The sequence below is a fragment of the Variovorax sp. YR752 genome (assembly GCF_943372545.1).
In genome coordinates, this window is record NZ_CALRZC010000150.1 from 1 (window position 1) to 21,044 (window position 21,044).

The following is a 21,044-nucleotide window of genomic DNA, read 5'->3' on the forward strand; positions in this document are numbered from 1 at the left end:
CACGTCGAGCTGGTCGAGCGAGCCGTCGACGAAGGCCAGCCAGCGCGGCTGCGATTCGTCGATGACGCTGATCTCGATGCGCTCGGTCAGCGGCAGCCGCCGGCCGGCGAGCTGCGCGCCGATCTGCTGCGCGAACGTGTCGTCGGCCGCCGGCTCGGCTTCGAAGCGGCGCTCCCGGTAGGCCGGATTGCGCACGAGTTCGATGCGCGAGGCGCGCCGCCACGACGCCAGCCGGTACGGCCCGGTGCCCACCGGGTGCGCGGCGACGTCGGCGCCGTAGGCCTCGACCACCTCGCGCGCCATCGCGCCGGTGGTGCCGTTCTGCGCGAACAGCCAGGCCAGGCGCGGCCCCGGTCGGGCCAGGCGCACGCGGAAGGTGTAGCGGTCGATCGCCCGGATGCCCTCGACCTCGCGGTCGTAGTCGAACGGCGCCTTGGCCTTGATCGCACGCTCGCGCAGTTCGCTCAGGCCGAGCAGCCCGGCGTTCTCGAACAGGTAGAGGTTCTCGCTGTTGTTGCGCGGGTCGTAGAAGCGCTTGACCGTGTAGACGTAGTCCTGCGCGACCAGCTCGCGCTTCGCGCCCTTGAAGGCCGGGTCGTCGGCGAAGAAGATGCCGGGGCGGATGCGGAAGGTGAAGCTGCGGAAGTCGTCGGCCACCTCGGGCAGCGCCGTCGCGGTCAGCGCCCGCAGCTTGACCGGCCGCGCCAGGTAGTCGTAGCCCAGCGGCGCCTCGAAGATGCAGGAGACGACACGGTTGGAGTTCTCGTCGCCGATGGCCATCGGGTCGAAGCCGGTCTCGGCGGCGCGGAAGGCGACGCGCAAGGTGTCGGCCGGGGCGTCGCGCCAGGCCGGTGCAGCCGGCAGCGCGAGCATCGCCGCCGAGGCGCCGAGCCAGTCGCGCCGCTTCATCGGCTCAGCGGCGCGGCGGCTGGCGCGCCGTGTCGATGTCGATGTACTGCCAGAACTGGCTACCGTACAGCGGCCGTCGGAAGCCCAGCACCCAGGGCTGGGTGAGATCGGTGACGATGCGGTGCACCTTGTACTTCATCGGTACCAGCGCAGTCACGATGGCCTGCGTCTCGCGCAGCAGCGCGAGCCGCTCGGGGCCGTCGGGCAGGCCGTCCATCTGGCGGTAGATCTCGTCGAAGCGGGCGTTCCTGAATCGCGGCAGGTTCTGCCCGCCCGAGGCCGGGCCGTAGAGGATGCCCAGGCCGTCCTGCACATCGGGGTTGGCCGCCGAATAGCCGAGCTGCCACATCATCAGCTGCCCGGCACGCGCCTTCTTGAGCTGCTCGGGCCACTGCGCCTTGTCGATGACCAGGCGCAGGCCGAGGGCGTCCATGTTCTTCTTCCACAGCTCGTCGAAGGGGCGCGAGCTCTCGTCCGGCGTCGAGGCATGGCGCAGCTCGAGCGGCGCCCCGTCGGGCCGCTCGCGCCAGCCGTCGCCGTCGCGGTCGGTGTAGCCGTACAGGTCGAGCAGCGCCTTGGCACGCGCCAGGTCGTAGTCGCTGTTCTCGGTCTTGTAGGCCGGGTCGTAGCCCCAGGTGCCGGGCGCGACCACCGACTGCGCAGGAATGGCCTGGCCGCGCCAGATGGTGACGATCTCGCGCTCGGTGTTCGTCGCCAGGCTGATGGCACGGCGCAGCGCCACCTTCTCCGGCGCGCTGCCGCCGACCAGCGGATCTTCCATGTTGAAGTAGAACAGCGTGCGATCGGGGTTGAGCACGCGGTGCAGCCCGACGCCGCGCTTGGCCAGGTTGGGCGCCAGCTTGCCGTTGGGCGCCGCGAGGTTGGCGAACTCCGACGGCAGCGCGAGCAGGTCGAACTGCTCGTTCAGGAACGCCAGCCAGCGCGGCTGCTGCACCTCGATGATGCTGATCTCGACGCGGTCGATCATCGGCAGCCTGCGGCCCTTGAAGCGGGCGAGGATCGCCTGGCCTTCGGCGTCGTCCGCGGCGGGTTGCGCGTCGTAGCGCAGCTCGCGGAAGTTCGGGTTGCGCTCCAGCACGATCTGCGAGCTGCGCCGCCACTGGGCCAGGCGGAACGGCCCGGTGCCCACCGGGTGCTCCATCGTCTTGCCGGGATAGCCCTCGATCACCTCGCGCGCCACCGCGCCGAACAGGTCGCCGGCGGCCAGCGTGTAGATGAAGCGCGGGCGGGGCTCCTTCAGCCTGAACTGCACCGTGTAGCGGTCCAGCGCGCGCAGCCCCTCGACTTCGCGGTCGTAGTCGAACTTGCCCGTCTTCAGCGCCTGCTCGCGCAGCTCGTCCAGCCCGAGCATGCCCTGCTCGGCCAGGCCGGAGTAGACCGGGCTCTTGTTCTCCGGGTCGAAGATGCGCTTGTAGGAGTAGACGATGTCCTGCGCCACCAGCTCGCGCTTCACGCCCTTGAACACCGGGTCGTCGGCGAAGTGGATGCCGGGCTTCAGGCGCACGGTCCAGGTACGGAAGTCGCTCGAGTGCTCGGGCATGCCGTCGGCCACGTTCGGCCGGACCAGGAACGGGCGCGCCAGCGCGTCGAAGTTGTACAGGCCGTCGAAGATGTGCGCGGTGACGTAACGCGAATAGAGATCGTTGATGCGCGCCGGGTCGAAGCCCGTCTCCGCGGCCGGAAACGAGTAGCGGAACACCTTCGGCGAAGCTGCCGCGCCGCCCTGCGCCTGCGCCGCCATGGCCAGCGCCGCGCACAGCAACGCGGCACCAAGCTGCGCGCGCCGCATCACGGCGCCTCCTGCGCGCGGATCGCCGGGTCGACGTCGAGGAACTTGAAGAACTCGCGCACGAAGGGGTTGCGCCGGAAGCCGATCACCCAGGGCTGCATCAGGTCGGTGGCCATGCGGTGGCCGCTGAGCTTGTAGGGCACGTAGGCCACCATCAGCTTGCTCGCTTCCTGCATCACCTTCTGTCGCTCGGGTCCGTCGGGCATCTCCTGCTGCTGCCGGTACAGCGCATTGAAGGCCGGCAGGTCGAAGCGCGCATGGTTGGCGCCACCCTTGTTCGGGCCGTAGGCCAGCGCGAGGAAGGTATCGCCGTCGGGCGTGGTCGCCGACCAGGCCACGCCCCACATCATCAGCTTGCCGGCGCGCGAGGCCTTCAGGTTCTCCGGCCACTTGGCGACCTTGAAGACGATGCGCAGGCCGACCGCCTTCATGCCCTTCTCCCACAGCTCGGCGAGCTGCCGGCTCTGCTGGTCGGGCTGGGTGGCGTACTCCAGCACCAGTGGCGAGCCGTCGGGCATCTCGCGCCAGCCGTCGCCGTCGCCGTCGCGGTAGCCGTACAGGTCGAGCAGCGCACGCGCCCGCGCCGGGTCGTGGTCGCTCATCGTCGTCTTCAGCGACGGGTCGTAGCCGAAGGCCAGCGGCGCGATCGCCGTCTGCGCCGGAATCGCCTGGCTCTTGCGCACCAGGCGGATCTCCTGGTCGACGTCGTAGGCCAGCGCGATGGCGCGGCGCAGCGCCACCTTCTCCGGCGTGTAGCCGCCGACCACCGGGTTGTCCTGGTTGAACAGCGCGGCCAGGCCGATGTCGACCAGCGGCGCGCGGTCCATCGTGATGCCCTTCTTGGCCAGGTTGGGCGCCAGCTTGTCGTTCGGGATCGCCACCGGCGCGAACTCGTTGGGCAGCCGCTCCATCAGGTCGGTCTGCGCATTGAGGAAGGACAGCCAGCGCGGCTGCGCCTCCTCGATGATGACGATCTCGACACGGTCGAGCATGGGCATCTTGCGGCCCTTGAGCTGCGCGGCGATGGCCTGCGAGCGCGGGTCGTCGGCCGGCGCTTCTTCGTCGTAGCGCACGTCGCGGTAGCCGGGGTTGCGCTCGAGCACGATGCGCGAACTGCGCCGCCATTCGGCCAGGCGGAACGGCCCGGTGCCCACCGGGTGCTCCATGATCTTGTCGCCGTAGGCCTCGACCACCTCGCGCGCCACCGCGCCGTAGTTGCCGGCGTCGGTCATGATCTCCTGGTGGAAACGCGGCGCCGGCTCGGCCAGCTTGACCTGGAAGGTGTAGCGGTCGAGCGCGCGCAGGCCCTCGACCTCCTGGTCGTAGGGGAACGGCGTCTTGTCCTTCAGCACCTGCTTTCGCAACTCCGACAGGCCGAGGATCTTGGCGTTCTCCAGCCGGTACAGGTTGGGGCTGTTCCACTTCGGGTCGTAGTGGCGCTTGAGGCTGTAGACGTAGTCCTGCGCGACCAGCTCGCGCTTCTTTCCCTTGAAGGCCGGGTCGTCGCCGAAGAAGATGCCCGGCTTCAGGCGGAAGGTGAAGGTGCGGAAGTCCTCGCTGATCTGCGGCATCTCGGCCGCGGTGTTCGGCTTGAGCTTGAACGGCCGGGCGAGGAAGTCGAAGGCCAGCGGCGTCTCGATGATGCCGGCCACGACGGTGCGCGAGTACAGGTCGGAGATCTGCGCCGGGTCGAAGCCGGTCTCGGCGATCGGGAAGGCGTAGCGCAGCACACGCGCCTGCGCATCGGCGGCGGGGGCCTTCTGGGCCACTGCGGCGGTGCAGCTCAGCGCGAGGATCAGGGCCCGGGTGAGGGCACGCAGGAACATCGCATCGACTCCTTGGGTCAGGTTCGCATGAAGTCTATAAGCGGATGGCATGCGAGTTGCGTGCCGGGTCACGAGGGCAAACACCGGGTCAGGGGCATTTCGCCCCGGCCCTAGACTCGCGCCTGCATTTCCCTGGAGCTTCTTCGCGCATGGCGGCTTACCTGATCCGGCGCCTGTGGCAGATGATTCCGACGCTGATCGGCGTCGTGCTGCTGGTGTTCTTTCTCTTCAAGGCCTTCGGCGGCGACCCGGCCGAGATCCTCGGCGGCCTGTCGGCCTCGCCCGAGCAGATCGACGCGATCCGCCAGCAGCTCGGCCTCAACGAGCCGTGGTGGGTGCAGCTGGGCATCTTCCTCAAGCAGATCGCCACCTTCGACTGGGGGCGCAGCTGGGCGACCAACGAATCGGTGGCCAACCTGTTCGCCACCCGCCTGCCGGCCACGCTGACGGTGATGGTGCCCATCCTCATCCTCGACACGCTGCTGGCCATTCCCATCGCATTGCTGGTGGCCTACCTGCGCGGCTCGCTGACCGACCGCACGATCATGGTGGCCACCACCATCGCGCTGTCGATCTCCTTCCTCGTCTACGTGATCGTCGGCCAGTACGTCTTCGCCTTCCAGCTCGGCTGGTTCCCGGTGCAGGGCTGGACGGACAGCCTGGCCACCAACCTGCTGGTCTACACGCCGCTGCCGGTGCTGCTGGCGGTGATGGTGGGCATCGCGCCGCAGACGCGGCTGTACCGCACCTTCTTCCTCGACGAGATCGGCCAGGACTACGTGCGCACCGCGCGCGCCAAGGGCCTGACCGAGCCGCGCATCCTGTTCACGCACGTGATGCGCAACGCGATGATCCCGATCCTCACCAACGTGGCGGTGTCGCTGCCCGGCATCTTCGTCGGCTCCTTCCTGATCGAGGTGTTCTTCTCCATCCCGGGCCTGGGCCGCGAGGTGCTGCTGGCGGTCAACCGCAGCGATTACCCGGTGATCCAGGCAGTCACGGTGTACCTGGCCGTCATCACGATGGTGGTGAACCTCGCCACCGACGTGCTCTACAAACTCGTCGATCCGCGGGTGGTCCTCAAATGAGCGCGGTGCTTCCGATGAACGCTGCTGGCGTGGCCCGTTCAGAAGGTGTTTGGGCCGCCGCCTGGCGCCGCTTCAAGGGCGACCGGGTCGGCCTGGTGTCGATGGTGATCGTCGCCGGCTTCGCGCTGCTGATGCTCGCCGCCGCCGTGGGCCTGGTGGCCGGCGACTGGCAGAAGGAAGTCGGCGTGCCCAACGCGCCGCCGACCTTCATCGGCCCGGCCGCGAAGGAGACGAGTGCGGCGATTCCCGTGCCCACCGGCCCGAACGTCGACATCTCGGCGGTCGACCCGCTGGCGCCGCGCTACGCCGAATGGGCCGAGCTGGCCAAGAAGTACCAGACCACCGAGGCTACGCGCCGCGAGACCCTGCCCTTCGGCGGCGACCGCCTCGGCCGCGACGTGCTCGCCAAGGCGATCAAGGGTGCGGAGATCTCGGTGTTCGTCGGCGTTGCCGCGGCCATCGTCGCCACGCTGATCGGCACGGTGTTGGGCGCGCTGGCCGGCTTCTTCGGCGGCCGGCTGGGCGACTTCCTCGAATGGGTCTACAACGTCTTCACCTCGATCCCCGGCATCCTGCTGATCTTCGCCTTCGCGGCGGTGGCCGGGCGCGGCGTGCAGTCGGTGGTGCTGATCCTCGGGCTGACCGGCTGGACGGGCATCTACCGGCTGGTGCGCGCCGAGTTCCTCAAGCACTCGGTGCGCGAGTACGTGCGCGCCGCCGAGGCGATCGGCGCGAGCACCGGCTCGCGCATCTTCCGCCACATCCTGCCCAACGTCAGCCACGTGATCCTGGTGCAGCTGTCCATCCTCGTCGTCGGCTTCATCAAGGCCGAGGTGATCCTGTCCTACCTGGGCCTGGGCGTCAGCGTCGACCAGGTGAGCTGGGGAACCATGCTCGCCGAAGCGCAGAGCGAGCTGATCCTCGGCCACTGGTGGCAGCTGGTCGCCGCGACGGCCTTCATGGCGGTGTTCGTCACCGCCTTCTCGCTGATGACCGATGCGCTGCGTGATGCGCTCGACCCCAAGCTGCGCGGAGCCGAATGATGTTGCTGACCATCAACGATCTGCGCGTCCGCTTCCGCATGGGCCGCGGTGCCCAGGCCAGCTACGCCGAAGCGGTCGGCCGCGGCGAGCAGGGCGTGAGCTTCGAGGTGCCGGAGAACACCACCGTCGCGCTGGTCGGCGAGTCGGGCTCGGGCAAGAGCGTCACCGCGATGTCCATCCTCAACCTGCTGCCGGACAACGCCGAGCGCCACGGTTCGATCCACTTCCAGGGCCGTGACCTGCTCGGTGCGTCGCTCGCCGAACTGCAGGCGCTGCGCGGCAAGGACATCGCCTGCGTGTTCCAGGACCCGATGACCTCGCTGAACCCGGTGTTCACCGTCGGCCACCAGCTGTGCGAACCGATGCAGCGGCACCTGGGCATGAACCAGCGCCAGGCGCTGGAGAAGGCCGAGGCGCTGCTCACCGAGGTCGGCCTGCCCGAGCCGAAGCGGCGGCTGAAGGCGCATCCGCACGAACTCTCCGGCGGCCAGCAGCAGCGCGTGATGATCGCGATGGCGCTGGCCTGCGAGCCCAGGCTGCTGATCGCCGACGAGCCGACCACCGCGCTGGACGTCACCATCCAGCGCCAGATCATCGAGCTGCTCGCGAAGCTGAAGGACAAGCACCGCATGAGCATGCTGTTCATCAGCCACGACCTCGGCCTGGTCGGCGAGATCGCCGACCGCGTGGTGGTGATGCGCCAGGGCACGGTGCGCGAGCAGGGCGCGGTGGCCGACATCTTCGCCACGCCGCGCGACGCCTACACCAAGGCGCTGCTCGCCTGCCGGCCGACGCTCGAGCAGCGCAGCGCGCGGCTGATGGTGATCGACGACCACATCGCCGGTAACGGTGGCAGCGGCGGCCCGTCGGCACGGGTGGCCAAGCCGAAGGACCCGGCAGCGCCGGTGGTGCTGGAAGCCACCGGCATCACCAAGAGCTTCTGGATTCGCCGCGGCGTGTTCGGCCGGCGCGAGTTCCAGGCCGTCAAGGGCGCCAGCTTCACGCTGCGGCGCGGCCACACGCTGGGCATCGTCGGCGAGTCGGGCTCGGGCAAGACGACGCTGGGCCTGACGCTGCTGCGCCTGCACGAGCCGGCCGGCGGGCCGGTCGGCGGCACGGCGATGTTCGACGGCCGCGACCTGCTCGCGCTGACCCGCGCCGAGCTGCTGCCGATCCGCCGCCGCATCCAGGTCGTGTTCCAGAACCCCTATGCCTCGCTGAACCCACGCTTCACGGTGGCGCAGACGCTGGTCGAGCCGATGGTCATCCACGGCGTCGGCAGCGGCACCGCCGACCGCCAGGCCCGCGCCAGCGCGCTGCTGGCCAAGGTCGGCCTGGACGACTCGGCACTGAACAAGTACCCGCACGAGTTCTCCGGCGGCCAGCGCCAGCGCATCGCGATCGCCCGCTGCCTGACGCTGGACCCCGAGGTGCTGGTGCTCGACGAGGCGGTCAGCGCGCTCGACGTCTCGGTGCAGGCCCAGGTGCTCAACCTGCTGAAGGACCTGCAGGACGAACTCGGCCTGGCCTATGTCTTCATCAGCCACGACTTGGCGGTAGTGCGCTTCATGGCCGACGAGGTGCTGGTGATGAAGGACGGCCAGGTGGTCGAGCAGGCCGGCGTGCAACAAATCCTCGAATCGCCGCGTGAGGAGTACACGCGCCGGCTGCTCGGCGCGATCCCGCGCGGCTATCGCGCGGCGGCCTGAACACGTCGCGGCCCACGGCCGCGACGAATCGTGTCGGCCTTGTATCGAAGCGCTTACATATCAGCCGCGTTTCGAAAGTGGGCGCTCAGCGCCACGTCCGAAAGTCGCCCCTTTTCGTGAAGTTTCACACGGGCATTCGACCGCGCCGGCATGGCACGCTCGTTGCGCTATGGCTGGCACAGGCCCGACGCGCGCGTACCACGCGACAGCAGGGACCCCAGACCTACCAGGACGTCGTTGACACCATGCCGCAGACCCGCTCGCAGATCGCTCCCGCCACCCGCCGCATGCGCCCGGCCGGCCCGCACTGCCGGGGCGGCGCCTCCTCGCTGCTGCGACTGGCCAACCCGGCCGCGCCGCGGCTGCCCAAGGCGCCGGCGCTGAGCGACTGGGTCGAGCGCGCGGCCAGCGTGCTGGGCCTCGGCGCCGAGCCTCGCCCGGCCTTCATGTCCAGCGAGTTCCGCTGAGCCGATCGATTGCGCACGAGGAGAGGCCACCATGCCGCCGATTGCACTGACCCCTGCACCGCGGGGCACGCCGACCCAGCCGGTGCGGCCCACCACCGTCCGGCCACTGGTCGCGACGCGCCAGAGCCAGGTTCTGAAGTCGGGCCGCGAACCGGCCCAGCTGTCCTTGTTCCCGCGCCCGAGCGGCGCACGTTGAGTTGACGAAGGTTTTCGCGGACTGACACCTGTCCACCAGGGAAGCGGGCGACGTCGGGGAGGTTGAGAGCGAGCCCCGGCCTTTTCGTCCCGCTTCCCTTCTTTTTTTGTGTCAACGCGCTCGGGAAACGCCTCTGACGGCGGCCCCGCCTCCTGCCGGACACTGCGGGGCTCCAAAGCCCCCGCGAGGTCCCGCCCATGCGCTACCCCACCCGCCGCCGCCTGCTTGCCGCCACGGCCGCCGCGCTGCTCCCGCTGCCCCTCTTCGCCCAGACCGCCTGGCCCAGCAAGCCGGTGCGCATCGTCGTGCCCTTTGCGCCGGCCGGTACCACCGACATCCTGGCCCGCGCACTGGCGCCCGAACTGAGCAAGGCCTTCGGCCAGCCCTTCGTCATCGAGAACAAGCCCGGCGCCGGCGGCAACCTGGGCGCCGACCTGGTCGCCAAGTCCAACGACGGCCACACGCTGCTGATGGGCACGGTGGGCACGCACGCCATCAACCCGGCGCTGTACCCGAAGATGCCCTACGACCACGTGAAGGACTTCGTGCCGGTGACGCTGGTGGCCGGCGTGCCCAACGTGCTGGTGTTGAACCCGGCCAAGGCCGAGGCGATGGGCATCAGGAGCGTGCCCGACCTGATCCGCTACGCGAAGGCCAACCCCGGCAAGCTGAACATGGCCAGCAGCGGCAACGGCACCTCGATCCATCTCGCCGGCGAGCTGTTCAAGACGATGACCGGCACCTTCATGGTCCACTTCCCCTACCGCGGCTCCGGCCCGGCGCTGCTCGACCTGATCGGCGGCAACATGGACCTGATGTTCGACAACCTGCCCTCGGCGATGCCGCAGATCAAGGCCGGCAAGCTCAAGGCACTGGCCGTGACCAGCGCCGCGCGCAGCGCCGCCATGCCGGACCTGCCCACCGTCGCCGAGGCCGGGCCGCTGAAGGGCTACGAGGCGAGTTCCTGGTTCGGCCTGCTGGCGCCGGCCGGAACGCCGGCGGACGTGGTCGGCCGGCTGCAGCAGGAGACCGCCAAGGCGCTGGGCTCGCCCGCGCTGAAGGAGCGACTGCTGGCACAGGGCGCGATCCCCAGCGGCATGAGCCCGGCCGACTTCACCAGGATGATCGCGGCGGAGACGAAGAAGTGGGCCGAGGTCGTCAAGGCCTCAGGGGCTAAAGTCGACTGATGACGGCCCCAAGCGCGCTTCGCCCGCGGCCCCCGAGGGGCGCGCAGCCGGCTTGGGAGCGGCCCGGCGCCGGCTGCGTTCATGCTTGATCGATGGCAGGCCTACCGCCGTGATGCGCTGCGCGACGACCTGGTCGCCGCGTTCATCGTCGCGGTCCTGCTGATTCCGCAGAGCCTGGCCTACGCGCTGCTCGCCGGGCTGCCGCCGCAGGTCGGCGTCTACGCCACCGTGCTGCCGATGGTGGCCTATGCGGCGCTCGGCTCGTCGAGCGTCAACTCGGTCGGCCCGGTGGCGGTGGTCGCGCTGCTGACCGCGCAGGCCATCGCGCCGGTGCTGGCCGACGGTACGCCGGCCACCGCTGCCGCGCTGGTGCTCGCCGCCGAAGCCGGCCTGCTGCTCGCCGCAGCGGCACTGTTCCGCCTCGACGCGCTGGCGGCGCTGCTGTCCACGCCGGTGCTGCACGGCTTCTCGACCGGCGCGGCACTGGCCATCACGCTGTCGCAGCTGCCGGCGCTGCTGGGCAGCCCGGCGCGCGGCTTCACCGCGCCGCAGGTGGTTTCGTCGTGGTGGGCCACCGGCGTGGTCGGGCAGGCATGGACGGCCGCCTTCGGCGTCGGCGCGCTGTTCCTGCTGTGGCTGCTGCGGCGGCGGGCCCAGGCACTGCTGGCGCGCTGGCTGGCGCCGGCGACGGCCTCGCTGCTGGCACGCTGTGCGCCGCTGGTGGTGGTGGCCGGCGCCATCGCAGTGGCCTGGGTGCTCGCCGCCGATGCCCGCGGCGTGGCACTGGTCGGCACGCTGCCCGCCTTCGCGCTGTCACTGGCGCTGCCGCCGCTGGACGCGGCGCTGTGGTGGCGGCTGCTGCCCAGTGCCGTGCCGCTGGCGCTGGTCACCTTCGTCAGCAGCCTGGCCGTGGCCGAAGGGCTGGGCCTGCGCCGCCGCGAGCAGGTCGACGCACGGCGCGAGCTGACCGGCCTGGCCGCCGCCGATCTGGTCTCGGCCTGCTCGGCCGGCATGCCGATCGGCGGCAGCTTCTCGCGCGGCGCGCTCAATGCCGAGGCCGGTGCGCGCACCCGCGCCGCCGGCGCCTGGGCGGCATTGCTGATGGCGCTTGCGATGCTGCTGCTGAGCGCGCCACTGGCCTGGCTGCCGCGCGCGGTGCTGGCCGCCACGATCGTCATCGCGGTGCTCGGCGTGGCCGAGTGGCGCGCCTTTGCCGAGGCCTGGCGCTATGCGCGCAGCGAGTTCGTCGTGATGGTGCTGGTGGCTGCACTGACGCTGTTCGTCGGTGCCGAGGCGGCGCTGCTGACCGGCGTGGCGCTGTCGATCGCGCTGCTGCTGCAGCGCAGCGCCAACCCGCACGTGGCGCGCATCGGCCGCGTCGGCGACACCGAGCACTACCGCAATGTCGATCGCCACGAGGTGCAGTGCATGCCGGGCGTGCTGGCGCTGCGCATCGACGAGAGCCTGGTGTTCACCAACGCGCGCCGGCTGGCCGGCGTGGTGGCGCAGCACCTGGCGACGCTGCCGGACACACGCCGCGTCGTGCTGCTGATGTCGCCGGTCAACGCGATCGACTTCAGCGCGCTGGAGGCGCTGCGTGCGCTGCACGAGATGCTCGCCGAGCGCGGCATCCGGCTCGACCTCAGCGAGGTGAAGGGCCCGGTGCTCGACCGGCTGCGCGCCGGCGGCTGGGAGCAGTGGTTCCGCGGCCGGGTCTTCCTCAGCCACCACCAGGGCATGCAGGACGGCGATGCGCCGCCGCCCTGAGCCGCGTCAGGCCAGCTCCCAGACCACCTTGCGCCGCGCGCCGACCCAGCCCTCGTAGCGGTCGGCGTAGACCTCCTCGATGCGGTTGCGCTTGACCTTGAAGGTCGGCGTGATGAAGCCGTTGTCGACCGTCCAGGGCGTGGTCACCACGACGATGCACTTGAGCTGCTCGTGCGGGTCCAGCGGCGCGTTCACCGCGGCGAGGTGCTCGGCCAGCGCCGCCTCCATCGCGGCGCGCGCCGCGCCGTCGCGGGCGCGCTGCGCCGCATCGGCGTTGAGCATCACGATGCCCAGCGGCTGGCCGAGGTTGGCGCCGGTGACCACGCAGGCCTCCACGGTCGCATGCATGACGAGCCGGTCCTCGATCGGCGCCGGCGCGACGTACTTGCCCTTGCTGGTCTTGAACAGGTCCTTCACGCGGCCGGTGATGCGCAGGCAGCCGTCGCTCTCCATCCGGCCCTTGTCGCCGGTGTGCAGCCAGCCGTCAGGCGTGAAGGTCTCGCGCGTCAGCGCCTCTTCCTTGTAGTAGCCGAGCATCAGCCCCGGGCTCTTCATCTGGATCTCGCCGCTGGCCGGGTCGAGCCGGCTCTGCACACCCTCCAGCGGCACGCCGACCGTGCCGGGGCGCTGCACGCCGGGCAGCGTGCTGTGCGAGACGCCGCAGTTCTCCGTCATGCCGTAGACCTCGATGATCGGCAGGCCCAGCCTCGCGTACCAGGCCAGCAGCTCGGGCGGCATCGGCGCGGCACCGCCGGCGGCGAACTGGCACTGGTCGAGGCCGAGCGCCTTCAGCACCTTGCGCCGCACGATGCCGCCGAGGATGGGAATCTTCAGCAGGCGCTCCAGCTTGGCCGGCGGCATCTTGGCGTGCACGCCCTGCTGGAACTTGACCCACAGCCGCGGCACCGAGAAGAACAGCGTCGGGCGGGCACGCTGCAGGTCGGCGGTGAAGGTGTCCAGGCTCTCGGCGAAGAACACCGTCATGCCGGTGGCCTGCAGGCCATGCTCGACCAGCGTGCGCTCGGCCACGTGGGCCAGCGGCAGGTAGCTGAGCATGCGGGCCTGCCTGGTGATCGGCACGCGCTTGAGGCCCGACTGGATGGACCAGGCGAAGGTCGCGAAGCTGTGCATCACGCCCTTGGGCACGCCGGTGGTACCGGAGGTGTACATGATGGTCGACAGCTCGTCGCCATCACGCACGGGTTCACCCGTCAGGGGTGCGGTGCGCTTGACGATGTCGTTCCAGGTCGGATAGTCGTTCGGCGGCGACAGCGGGTAGCTGATGCACGGCAGCTCCGCCGGTACGCCGGGCTTCATCGCCTCCCAGCCGTCGAGCTTGCCGACGAACACCAGCTTCGATTCGCTGTGCGTCAGGATCTGGCGGATCGTGTCGGCCGCGAGCGTCGGGTACAGCGGCACCGAGACGTGCCCCGCCATCCAGATCGCCCAGTCGCTCATCAGCCAGTGGGCGCAGTTCTTCGACAGGATGGCGATGCGGCTGCCCTTGGGGAAGCCGAAGGACTGCAGGTGCGCGGCCATGCGCCGCGTCTCGTCCATCACCTCTCGCCAGTTCATCTGGCGGACCACACCGCCCCCCATCGGCTGGGTGAAGACATTGCGCTCGGGCGAGGTCTTTTCCCAGTGGTACAGGCGCTGCAGCGCGAGGTGTTCGGGGGCGATGCGCTCGGTCATGGCGTGGGTCCTCCTGGTTCGGGCGCCACGCTAGTGGATGGGCGTGCCGCAGCCATCCGGGTTGACCCGCCAGTAGGGTGATGTCTCCACCCGGTTCGTGACGAAAAAACGCCCGGCACGCGGCCGGGCGAACGCTCTCTCGAGATGCGGCGGGCGCGTCAAGCAGCCCGCCGTGAAGGGTTCGGGGGGCAGGCCGTTGGAGTCGGATCGTGACGATTCCCCCAAACCGCGGCAGAACCTCGTCGGCCGGCCGCCCCCCGAACCTGTCACCACCAGGTTTCAGCCTGGATGCCGATGGACGTGCCGGCCTTCTTGTCGCCGAACACCTCCTGCGTGCGGCCGCTCAGCGTCAGCCGCGCGGCATCGTTCCACACCGCGTGGGTGACGAACAGGCGCACGGTCGGGCGCGAGCCCGGCTCCTTGCCGGCCGAGGCGGCCAGCGCAGCAGTCACCTTGGTCATGTTGCGGGTGTCGCCGGCGTCGGGCTTGACCTGGTCATGGCCTGCCTCGAACAGGAAGCGGAACGGGCCGCTGAGGTGCGTGTCGGTGCGCGCGCCGAGCGAGAACCACTTGTTGCCGCCGTCGTTGGGCGCGTCGTTGACGCGGTACTCGCCGATCACGTCCAGCCCGGTCGCCGCGCCGATCGTCGTGCCGTACTGGGCGACGAAGCGGGTGTTCTTCACCTCGCCGGTCTTGTCGTGCTTGAAGCCGAGGATCCAGTTGCCGCCCAGCGTGCCGTTGAGGGTCTGGTACAAGCCCAGCGCGATGCCCTTGGGCTGCTTGGCCGGCTCGACGTTGGTGACCTGGTTCTCGCTCTTGAGCTGCGCCGACGGCGTGACGTAGATCGACAGCTCGCCGTTGGGCAGCGTCTTGATGCCGGTGGCGCGGATCGGCAGCGCGAAGCGGTTGTCGTTGGCCGAGTTGTTCGGGTCCATCATGAACGCGACGCTGACCTTGGCCATGCCGAAGTCCATCTCCTCGATGCCGGCGCCGTTGCCGTCGTTGTTCTCGAGGAACTGGTCGTTGATGCCGAGCTGCAGGCGGTTGTAGAAGCGGCGGCCGGCCCAGACCTTGCCGTTGGCCAGGCCGGAGATCTTGTTGCCGTAGGCGTAGATCTGGCCGAAGCGGGTGGTCAGCGTGTCGGGCTCGTTGGTGCCTGCCGGGCCCCAGCCGTGGTAGACGCTGGGCATGACGTGCACGTACCAGTCGCTGCCTTCGTACGACGCCAGCTTGGCGACGAAGTTGGGCTCGATCACGTAGTCGCACTCATTGCCCAGGCGCCATTTGGTGTCGGCGCCGGCCAGGCCGAAGCAGACCTGCGTGCCGCCGCGCAGGTTGATGCCGGTGCCGGCGCGGATGTAGCCGGAGTAGCTCAGTTCGACGGCCTGCGCCGTGCCGGCCAGGCCGGCCAGCGCCATCGCTGCAATCAGGGTGGTCTTTTTCATGGGGTCTCCTCGTCTCCTGTGGTGGTTGAAATGCCGGGTCGCGGCGGGGGTTGTGCGTTCCCGGCCCAGGTCGCTGCGAAATCGTTTTCACGAGCGGCATCGGTCGGCTGACGCGGGGGAACTCGCTAATCCATGTGTCAGTGGGGTGAGAGCGCGCGGCCGCTGCCGTCGAACAGCAGCGCGTGCGCGGCGTGGGGCACGAGGCCGATCTCCTGGCCGGCGGCCAGGCCCGGGTGGTCGGCGGCCAGGCGCAGCGCCACACTCTCGTGCGAACCGCGCAGGCTGGCGTGAACGATCAGCGCGTCGCCAAGGTGCTCGAGCACCTCGATGCGCGCGGCCAGGCCTTCGTCGGCGCGAACGACGCTGAGGTGTTCCGGGCGCACGCCCAGCACCAGGTCGTCGGCACCGGCGGGTCGGCCGCCGGCGGGCAGCGGCAGCTCGATCAGGCCGGTGCCGGCGGCCTCGAACTTCATCGCGCCGGCGCCCGCCGCGAGCGCCTGGCCGCGGATGAAGTTCATGCGCGGCGAGCCGAGGAAGCCGGCAACGAACTGGTTGGCCGGCCGCATGTACAGGTGCAGCGGCGCGCCGACCTGCTCGATGCGCCCGCCGTTGAACACCGCGATGCGGTCGCCCAGCGTCATCGCCTCGACCTGGTCGTGCGTCACGTAGACCATCGTGGCGCCGAGCTCCTTGTGCAGCTTGGACAGCTCGATGCGCATCTGCACGCGCAGCGCGGCGTCGAGGTTGGACAGCGGCTCGTCGAACAGGAACACCTGAGGCTTGCGCACGATCGCGCGGCCGATCGCCACGCGCTGGCGCTGGCCGCCGGAGAGCTCGCGTGGCTTGCGCGAGAGCAGCGGCCCGATCTGCAGGATCTCGGCGGCGCGCGCCACCGCCGCGTCGACCTCGGCCTTCGGCTGCCCGGCCATCTTCAGCGCGAAGCCCATGTTCTGCGCCACCGTCATGTGCGGGTAGAGCGCGTAGCTCTGGAACACCATCGCGATGCCGCGCTCGGCCGGCGGCACGTCGTTGATGCGCTGGCCGCCGATGGCGACCTCGCCGTCGTCGATGTCCTCGAGGCCCGCGATCATGCGCAGCAGCGTCGACTTGCCGCAGCCCGAGGGGCCGACGAAGACGGCGAACTCGCCGTCGGCGATCTCCAGGTCGATGCCGCGCAGCACCTCGACCGGGCCGAAGGACTTGCGGATGCCGCGCAGGCGCAGGTCGCTCATGTCAGCCCCCGTGCGAGGCAGCACGCTGCCTCGCGACGAACTCGCGGTACCAGTGCGCACTGTCCTTCAGCGTGCGCTGCTGCGTCGGATAGTCGACGTGCACCAGGCCGAAGCGCTTGTCGTAGCCGGAGTCCCACTCGTAGTTGTCGAGCAGGCTCCAGTAGAAGAAGCCGCGCACGTCGACGCCGGCCGCGATGGCCTGCGACAAGGCCTCGAGGTGGCCCTTCATGTAGGCGATGCGCGGCAGGTCGTTGACCCGGCCGTCGACCAGCGCATCGGCATTGGCCATGCCGTTCTCGGTGATGTAGATCGGCGGCAGCGTGTAGTCGCGGTGGATGCCCACCAGCAGGTCGGTCAGGCCCTGCGGGTAGACCTCCCAGCCCATGTCGGTCTCGCCCTGCAGCTTGGGCGCCGGGCGCGGCGGCTCCTCGCTGGAGACCCAGATGCGCGTGTAGTAGTTGATGCCGAGGAAGTCCAGCGGCTGGGCGATCACCTCGAAATCGTTGTCACGAACCTGCGGATAAAGATGCACACCGCTGGCCGTCGGGTAGCGCTTGAGGAAAATCGGGTCCATGTACCAGCGCACGAACAGCGCGTACTCGCGTTCGGCCAGCGCGCGGTCGGTGGCCAGGTCGGTGGCGCCCATCGCCGGCGACTGGTTGAGCACGATGCCCAGCGGAGCCTTCACCCCGGCGGCGCGCATCGCCTGCATCGCCATGCCGTGAGACAGGAGCAGGTGGTGGGCCACCTGCACCGCCGCCTGGGGGTCCTTCAGGCCGGGCGCGAACTTGCCGCTGTGGTGGCCGAGGTAGGCGGTGCACCAGGGCTCGTTGTGGGTGGCCAGCGCGCCGAGCCGGTCGCCCAGGCGCACGCCCATCGTCGCCGCGTAGTCGGCGAAGCGGGCCGCGGTGTCGCGGTTGAGCCAGCCGCCTTCGTCCTGCAGCGCCTGCGGCAGGTCCCAGTGGTAGAGCGTGGCATGCGGCGTGATGCCGCGCTCGAGCAGCGTGTCGACGAGGCGGTCGTAGAAGGCCAGGCCCTTGTCGTTCCACGCGCCCTTGCCCTGCGGCTGCACGCGCGGCCAGGCGATCGAGAAGCGGTAGGCATTCAGGCCCAGGCCGGCGATCAGCGCGATGTCCTGCGGGTAGCGGTGGTAGTGGTCGCAGGCGACGTCGCCGTGGTCGCCGTTGATCGTCTTGCCCGGCGTGTGGGAAAAGGTGTCCCAGATCGACGCGCCGCGGCCGTCTTCGGCGGCAGCGCCTTCGATCTGGTAGGCGCTGGTGGCCACACCCCAGAGGAAGTCGGATGGAAATTTCGGATCGGTCACGGTACGGTTTCCTTCGGTCGATCGCTCAGGACTTCACGGCCCCGGCGGTCAGGCCTTCGATGAGCCGGCGCGAGGCCAGCATGAACAGCACGAGCAGCGGTAGCACGGCGATCGCCGAGCCGGCGGCGATGGCGCCCCAGGGGATCTGCCCGGTGCCCTGTAGCGAGCGCAACGCCAGCGGCACGGTGTACATCTCCATGTCGCGGATGACGATCAGCGGCCCGATGAAGTTGTTCCACGAGCCGATGAAGGTGATCAGGCCGAGCGTGCCCAGCGCCGGGCCGATCAGCGGCAGCACGATGCGCCAGTAGATGGCGAACTCGCCGCAGCCGTCGATGCGCGCGGCGTCGACCAGTTCGCTCGGAATCGCCGACTCGATGTACTGCCGCATCATGAAGATGCCCAAAGCGCCCACGGCGCCCGGCACGTAGAGCGCGCGCGGCTGGTTCATCCACTCCAGCCAGCTCATCGTCAGCGCGGTCGGGATCATGCCGACGAAGCTGGGCAGCAGCATGGTCGCCATCACGAAGGCGAACAGCGGCTCGCGGAAGCGGAACTTGTACATCGCGAAGGCGAAGCCGGCCAGCGAGCAGAAGAACAGGTTCAGCCCCGTCGACATCAACGCGACGTAGAAGCTCCAGCTGACGTTCTTCCAGAAGTGCGGCAGGCTGGTCAGCAGCTGGTTCAGGTTGTCGAGGAACTTGTCGCCGAACCAGATCGGTGGCGGCAGCGAGAGGATCTCGCGGTTGCTGTGCGTGGCGAACACGAACATGAACCAGAACGGCCCGAGCATCATCAGCGCGCCGATGCCGACGATGGCGTAGGCGCTGAGGCGTTGCGGTGTGAGGGCGTGGCGCTTCATCGTCTCGGCCTCAGTCGCGCTTGCCGAGCAGGCGGTTGTTCGCCCACGTCGCCGCGCCGATCAGCAGGAACAGCAGCCAGGCGATCGCCGAGGCGGTGCCGAAATCACCGTCGACGAAGGCGGTGCCGTACATGTGCATCGCCGCCGTCTTGCCGGCCTGGCCGATGCCGCCGGTGCCGCCGGTCAGGATGAAGGGCTCCTCGAACAGCTGCAGGTTGCCGATGATGGTCAGCGTCACCGCGAAGAAGATCATCGGGCGCAGCAGCGGCAGCGTGATCCAGCGGAACTGCTGCCAGGGCTTGGCGCCGTCGATGGTCGAGGCCTCGTAGAGGTCACGCGGGATGGTCTGCATCGCCGACAGGTAGAGCACCGCGTTCCAGCCGACGTAGCGCCACCAGACCACGAAGGCGATCATCCACTTGGTGTAGCCGGGCTGGCCCCAGTCGATGTTGGTGTCGGGGAACAGCCAGCCGATCAGCGGCACCTGGTTCAGCGAGGTCAGCGTCGCGTTGACCACGCCGAAGTCGCGCGAGAACAGCGACGAGAAGACCAGCGAGATCGCCACCGTCGAGGTGATGAAGGGCAGGAAGTAGACGCCGACGATGGCGTTGCGCCAGCGGCCCAGCGCATGGTGGAAGAAGAACGCCAGCGGCAGCGCGACCAGGTGCTGCGGCAGCCCGGAGACGATCGACAGCCACAGCGTGTTGTAGATCGACTTGTGGAACCAGTCGTCGTCCTGCAGCACGTAGAGGTAGTTCTCGAAGGCGACGAAGCGCATCGCGGCCAGGCCCTCGGCCGGGTCCCAGCGGTGGAACGACAGGTAGATCGAGAACAGCAGCGGGAACAGCCCGAACACCGCGAAAACGATGAAGAAGGGGCTGATGAAGAGGTACGGCGCCCAGCGCTTGGACAGCCACGGCCGGCGGGCGCGTGCGTTCGGCGCGCGCCGCTGCGGCGGTGCGGCGGCGACGACCTCGTCGGCGGGTTTGACGGTCTGGGCGTGCATGGTCGGACGGCGTGGGCTCATGGGCAGCGAGGCTGCCCGTGGCGTCGGCCGGGGGGAATCCGGGTTTGTCGTGGGGTGAGGCCACGCGGGCCGCACGGTCAGCTCAGATCAGGAGCACGGCAGCGCTCAGCGGCGCACGCGCTTGGCCACCGCGGCCTGCGCGTCGGCCAGCGCAGCCTTGATGTCCTTGTTCTTCTCGAGCACGTTCTCGAGTTCGGCGTTGACCACCTCGGCGGCGACCGGGTCGAACTTGTCGACGTCCATCGCGGTGATCTTCGATGCCGCCACCTTCCACAGCTGGCGCGCCTTCTGGCCACCGAGGTACTCGATCGGCTGGTCGATGAAGGCGTCGTTCTGCGCCTCGAGCAGCGAGGGGAAGGCGTCGAAGCCGCGGAAGGCCTCGATCTGCATGTCCTTGTTGGTGGTCAGGAACTTGATGAAGTCCCAGGCCGCCGCCTTGTTGGCCGCCTTCTTCGGCACGCCGTAGAACGAGCCGCCCCAGGAGCCGAACGCGCCGCCGGGCAGCTGCGCCGAGCGCCACTTGCCCTTGGACTCCGGCGCCAGCCAGTTGTTGAGGTGGCCGGCGAGCCAGGCGCCCATCATCTGCGAGGCGATCTTGTCGCGCTTGAAGCCTTCGCTCCACTCGTTCGACCAGGCGCCGATCTTGCCGTCGATGCCGGCGGTGCGGGCGGCCTTGGCGAGCTCGAAGGCCTTCTGGAAGCGTGCGTTGGCTATCGTCGGCTTGCCCGACTTGTCGAAGTAGATGCCCTCGCCATCCTTCAGGTCGGAGCGGATGTAGATGTCCTTGATGTCGACCGCGCTGGCCAGCAGCCAGGCGCCGGTGGCGGCCTTGAGCTTCTTGCCCGACTCGATGTACGACTCCCAGCTCTTGGTCAGGTCGGCCTCGCTGACGCCGGCCTTGTCGAGCAGGTCCTTGCGGTAGAACAGCGCGCCGGGGCCGATGTCCACCGGCATGCCGACCATCACGCCCTGGCCGCTCATCGCCAGCGGATAGGTGAAGCGGGCCACCTTGTCGCGGTACTGCAGCGCGTTGTACGGTGCCTTGGCGAGATCCTCCAGGCCGCCGCTCTCGGCGAACTTGCCGATGAAGCCCATGTCCACCGCCATCACGTCGGGCAGGTTGGCGCCGGTGGCCAGCGCGGTGGTCATCGCGGTGTGGTGGTCGGCGTAGGCCAGGCTGGTCAGCTTGATCTCGACGTTCGGGTTGAGCTTCTTGTACAGCGGGATCGCCAGCTTGATGCCGCGGTCGAGGTCGGGGAAGGAGGCGACGCTGATCGTCACCGTCTGCGCCATCGTGGCAGCCGACAGGCCCGCAGCCAGAACGCCGAACACCGGTTTCAGGAAGGATCTCATCGCTTGTCTCCATGCCCTCGCGGGGCTTGATTGTGATGCCTCGCTGTTTGGCATCGTTTTCAGAACTGCTTGCATTGCAGCAGGGCTTGAAAACGTTGTCAACGCTG

The 21,044-nt window shown here is 69.3% G+C and carries 17 protein-coding genes; 7 read left to right on the forward strand and 10 right to left on the reverse strand.

Features of this window, described 5'->3' with window-relative positions; translation table 11 throughout:
- The 3 genes from AAG801_RS27690 to AAG801_RS27700 all read right to left on the reverse strand — a co-directional run.
- Nucleotides 1-909, reverse strand: a 909-nt coding sequence (locus tag AAG801_RS27690; protein WP_341891268.1) for an ABC transporter substrate-binding protein, incomplete at its 3' end; no start/stop codon positions are given.
- Nucleotides 910-913: 4 nt separating this feature from the next.
- Nucleotides 914-2,719 (reverse strand): ABC transporter substrate-binding protein, encoded by a 1,806-nt coding sequence (locus AAG801_RS27695; protein WP_341891269.1) that lies wholly within the window; start codon nucleotides 2,717-2,719, stop codon nucleotides 914-916.
- A complete protein-coding gene (locus AAG801_RS27700) occupies nucleotides 2,719-4,545 on the reverse strand; it encodes an ABC transporter substrate-binding protein (RefSeq protein ID WP_341891270.1) in 1,827 nt (608 codons plus the stop codon). Before AAG801_RS27700 ends, AAG801_RS27695 begins: the two co-directional genes overlap by 1 nt.
- A gap of 149 nt (nucleotides 4,546-4,694) precedes the next feature.
- On the opposite strand from AAG801_RS27700, the gene AAG801_RS27705 reads away from it, so the two are divergent.
- The 7 genes from AAG801_RS27705 to AAG801_RS27735 all read left to right on the forward strand — a co-directional run bounded on the left by AAG801_RS27705 (nucleotide 4,695) and on the right by AAG801_RS27735 (nucleotide 12,002).
- Nucleotides 4,695-5,633 carry an ABC transporter permease gene (locus AAG801_RS27705; protein WP_341891271.1) on the forward strand — a complete coding sequence of 313 codons (939 nt, stop codon included), beginning with the start codon at nucleotides 4,695-4,697 and terminating at the stop codon, nucleotides 5,631-5,633.
- Nucleotides 5,630-6,676, forward strand: coding sequence for an ABC transporter permease (locus AAG801_RS27710; protein WP_341891272.1), 1,047 nt, complete (start codon nucleotides 5,630-5,632; stop codon nucleotides 6,674-6,676). The genes AAG801_RS27705 and AAG801_RS27710 overlap by 4 nt, the downstream gene beginning before the upstream one ends.
- Nucleotides 6,676-8,385 (forward strand): dipeptide ABC transporter ATP-binding protein, encoded by a 1,710-nt coding sequence (locus tag AAG801_RS27715; protein ID WP_341891273.1) that lies wholly within the window; start codon nucleotides 6,676-6,678, stop codon nucleotides 8,383-8,385. The genes AAG801_RS27710 and AAG801_RS27715 overlap by 1 nt, the downstream gene beginning before the upstream one ends.
- Nucleotides 8,386-8,630: 245 nt before the next feature.
- Entirely contained in the window at nucleotides 8,631-8,852 is a 222-nt protein-coding gene (locus tag AAG801_RS27720) for a hypothetical protein (protein ID WP_341891274.1), read from the forward strand.
- A 31-nt stretch (nucleotides 8,853-8,883) separates the two neighbouring features.
- Nucleotides 8,884-9,048 carry a hypothetical protein gene (locus tag AAG801_RS27725; protein WP_341891275.1) on the forward strand — a complete coding sequence of 55 codons (165 nt, stop codon included), beginning with the start codon at nucleotides 8,884-8,886 and terminating at the stop codon, nucleotides 9,046-9,048.
- 197 nt (nucleotides 9,049-9,245) lie between these two features.
- Nucleotides 9,246-10,235 (forward strand): tripartite tricarboxylate transporter substrate binding protein, encoded by a 990-nt coding sequence (locus AAG801_RS27730; RefSeq protein ID WP_341891276.1) that lies wholly within the window; start codon nucleotides 9,246-9,248, stop codon nucleotides 10,233-10,235.
- Between the two features lie 81 nt (nucleotides 10,236-10,316).
- Nucleotides 10,317-12,002 (forward strand): SulP family inorganic anion transporter, encoded by a 1,686-nt coding sequence (locus AAG801_RS27735; RefSeq protein WP_341891277.1) that lies wholly within the window; start codon nucleotides 10,317-10,319, stop codon nucleotides 12,000-12,002.
- A gap of 6 nt (nucleotides 12,003-12,008) precedes the next feature.
- Here AAG801_RS27735 and AAG801_RS27740 read toward each other — a convergent pair whose 3' ends face one another.
- The 7 genes from AAG801_RS27740 to AAG801_RS27770 form a co-directional block, all read right to left on the reverse strand.
- The gene (locus tag AAG801_RS27740; protein ID WP_341891278.1) at nucleotides 12,009-13,694 is read right to left on the reverse strand and encodes an AMP-binding protein; all 1,686 of its coding nucleotides are present in this window, start codon (nucleotides 13,692-13,694) and stop codon (nucleotides 12,009-12,011) included.
- Nucleotides 13,695-13,960: 266 nt separating this feature from the next.
- Nucleotides 13,961-15,139, reverse strand: a complete 1,179-nt coding sequence (locus AAG801_RS27745) for a carbohydrate porin (RefSeq protein WP_341891279.1) — start codon at nucleotides 15,137-15,139, stop codon at nucleotides 13,961-13,963.
- Between the two features lie 137 nt (nucleotides 15,140-15,276).
- Nucleotides 15,277-16,371 carry a sn-glycerol-3-phosphate ABC transporter ATP-binding protein UgpC gene (gene ugpC, locus AAG801_RS27750; RefSeq protein ID WP_341891280.1) on the reverse strand — a complete coding sequence of 365 codons (1,095 nt, stop codon included), beginning with the start codon at nucleotides 16,369-16,371 and terminating at the stop codon, nucleotides 15,277-15,279.
- A gap of 1 nt (nucleotide 16,372) precedes the next feature.
- The gene (locus AAG801_RS27755; protein ID WP_341891281.1) at nucleotides 16,373-17,695 is read right to left on the reverse strand and encodes a GH1 family beta-glucosidase; all 1,323 of its coding nucleotides are present in this window, start codon (nucleotides 17,693-17,695) and stop codon (nucleotides 16,373-16,375) included.
- Between the two features lie 25 nt (nucleotides 17,696-17,720).
- Entirely contained in the window at nucleotides 17,721-18,557 is an 837-nt protein-coding gene (locus AAG801_RS27760) for a carbohydrate ABC transporter permease (RefSeq protein ID WP_341891282.1), read from the reverse strand.
- 10 nt (nucleotides 18,558-18,567) lie between these two features.
- Complete coding sequence (locus AAG801_RS27765) at nucleotides 18,568-19,584, reverse strand: sugar ABC transporter permease (RefSeq protein ID WP_341891283.1); 1,017 nt, start codon at nucleotides 19,582-19,584, stop codon at nucleotides 18,568-18,570.
- 105 nt (nucleotides 19,585-19,689) lie between these two features.
- Nucleotides 19,690-20,937 (reverse strand): extracellular solute-binding protein, encoded by a 1,248-nt coding sequence (locus tag AAG801_RS27770; RefSeq protein WP_341891284.1) that lies wholly within the window; start codon nucleotides 20,935-20,937, stop codon nucleotides 19,690-19,692.
- Nucleotides 20,938-21,044: the final 107 nt, after the last annotated feature.

What these genes read in the sequence shown, in the direction of transcription:
- ugpC (WP_341891280.1), bottom strand. Translation starts at nt 16,371, where the DNA reads ATGAGCGACCTGCGCCTGCGCGGCATCCGCAAGTCCTTCGGCCCGGTC.
- AAG801_RS27705 (WP_341891271.1), top strand. Translation starts at nt 4,695, where the DNA reads ATGGCGGCTTACCTGATCCGGCGCCTGTGGCAGATGATTCCGACGCTG.
- AAG801_RS27720 (WP_341891274.1), top strand. Translation starts at nt 8,631, where the DNA reads ATGCCGCAGACCCGCTCGCAGATCGCTCCCGCCACCCGCCGCATGCGC.
- AAG801_RS27710 (WP_341891272.1), top strand. Translation starts at nt 5,630, where the DNA reads ATGAGCGCGGTGCTTCCGATGAACGCTGCTGGCGTGGCCCGTTCAGAA.
- AAG801_RS27735 (WP_341891277.1), top strand. Translation starts at nt 10,317, where the DNA reads ATGCTTGATCGATGGCAGGCCTACCGCCGTGATGCGCTGCGCGACGAC.
- AAG801_RS27715 (WP_341891273.1), top strand. Translation starts at nt 6,676, where the DNA reads ATGTTGCTGACCATCAACGATCTGCGCGTCCGCTTCCGCATGGGCCGC.
- AAG801_RS27765 (WP_341891283.1), bottom strand. Translation starts at nt 19,584, where the DNA reads ATGAGCCCACGCCGTCCGACCATGCACGCCCAGACCGTCAAACCCGCC.
- AAG801_RS27700 (WP_341891270.1), bottom strand. Translation starts at nt 4,545, where the DNA reads ATGTTCCTGCGTGCCCTCACCCGGGCCCTGATCCTCGCGCTGAGCTGC.
- AAG801_RS27730 (WP_341891276.1), top strand. Translation starts at nt 9,246, where the DNA reads ATGCGCTACCCCACCCGCCGCCGCCTGCTTGCCGCCACGGCCGCCGCG.
- AAG801_RS27770 (WP_341891284.1), bottom strand. Translation starts at nt 20,937, where the DNA reads ATGAGATCCTTCCTGAAACCGGTGTTCGGCGTTCTGGCTGCGGGCCTG.
- AAG801_RS27695 (WP_341891269.1), bottom strand. Translation starts at nt 2,719, where the DNA reads ATGCGGCGCGCGCAGCTTGGTGCCGCGTTGCTGTGCGCGGCGCTGGCC.
- AAG801_RS27725 (WP_341891275.1), top strand. Translation starts at nt 8,884, where the DNA reads ATGCCGCCGATTGCACTGACCCCTGCACCGCGGGGCACGCCGACCCAG.
- AAG801_RS27740 (WP_341891278.1), bottom strand. Translation starts at nt 13,694, where the DNA reads ATGACCGAGCGCATCGCCCCCGAACACCTCGCGCTGCAGCGCCTGTAC.
- AAG801_RS27760 (WP_341891282.1), bottom strand. Translation starts at nt 18,557, where the DNA reads ATGAAGCGCCACGCCCTCACACCGCAACGCCTCAGCGCCTACGCCATC.
- AAG801_RS27745 (WP_341891279.1), bottom strand. Translation starts at nt 15,139, where the DNA reads ATGAAAAAGACCACCCTGATTGCAGCGATGGCGCTGGCCGGCCTGGCC.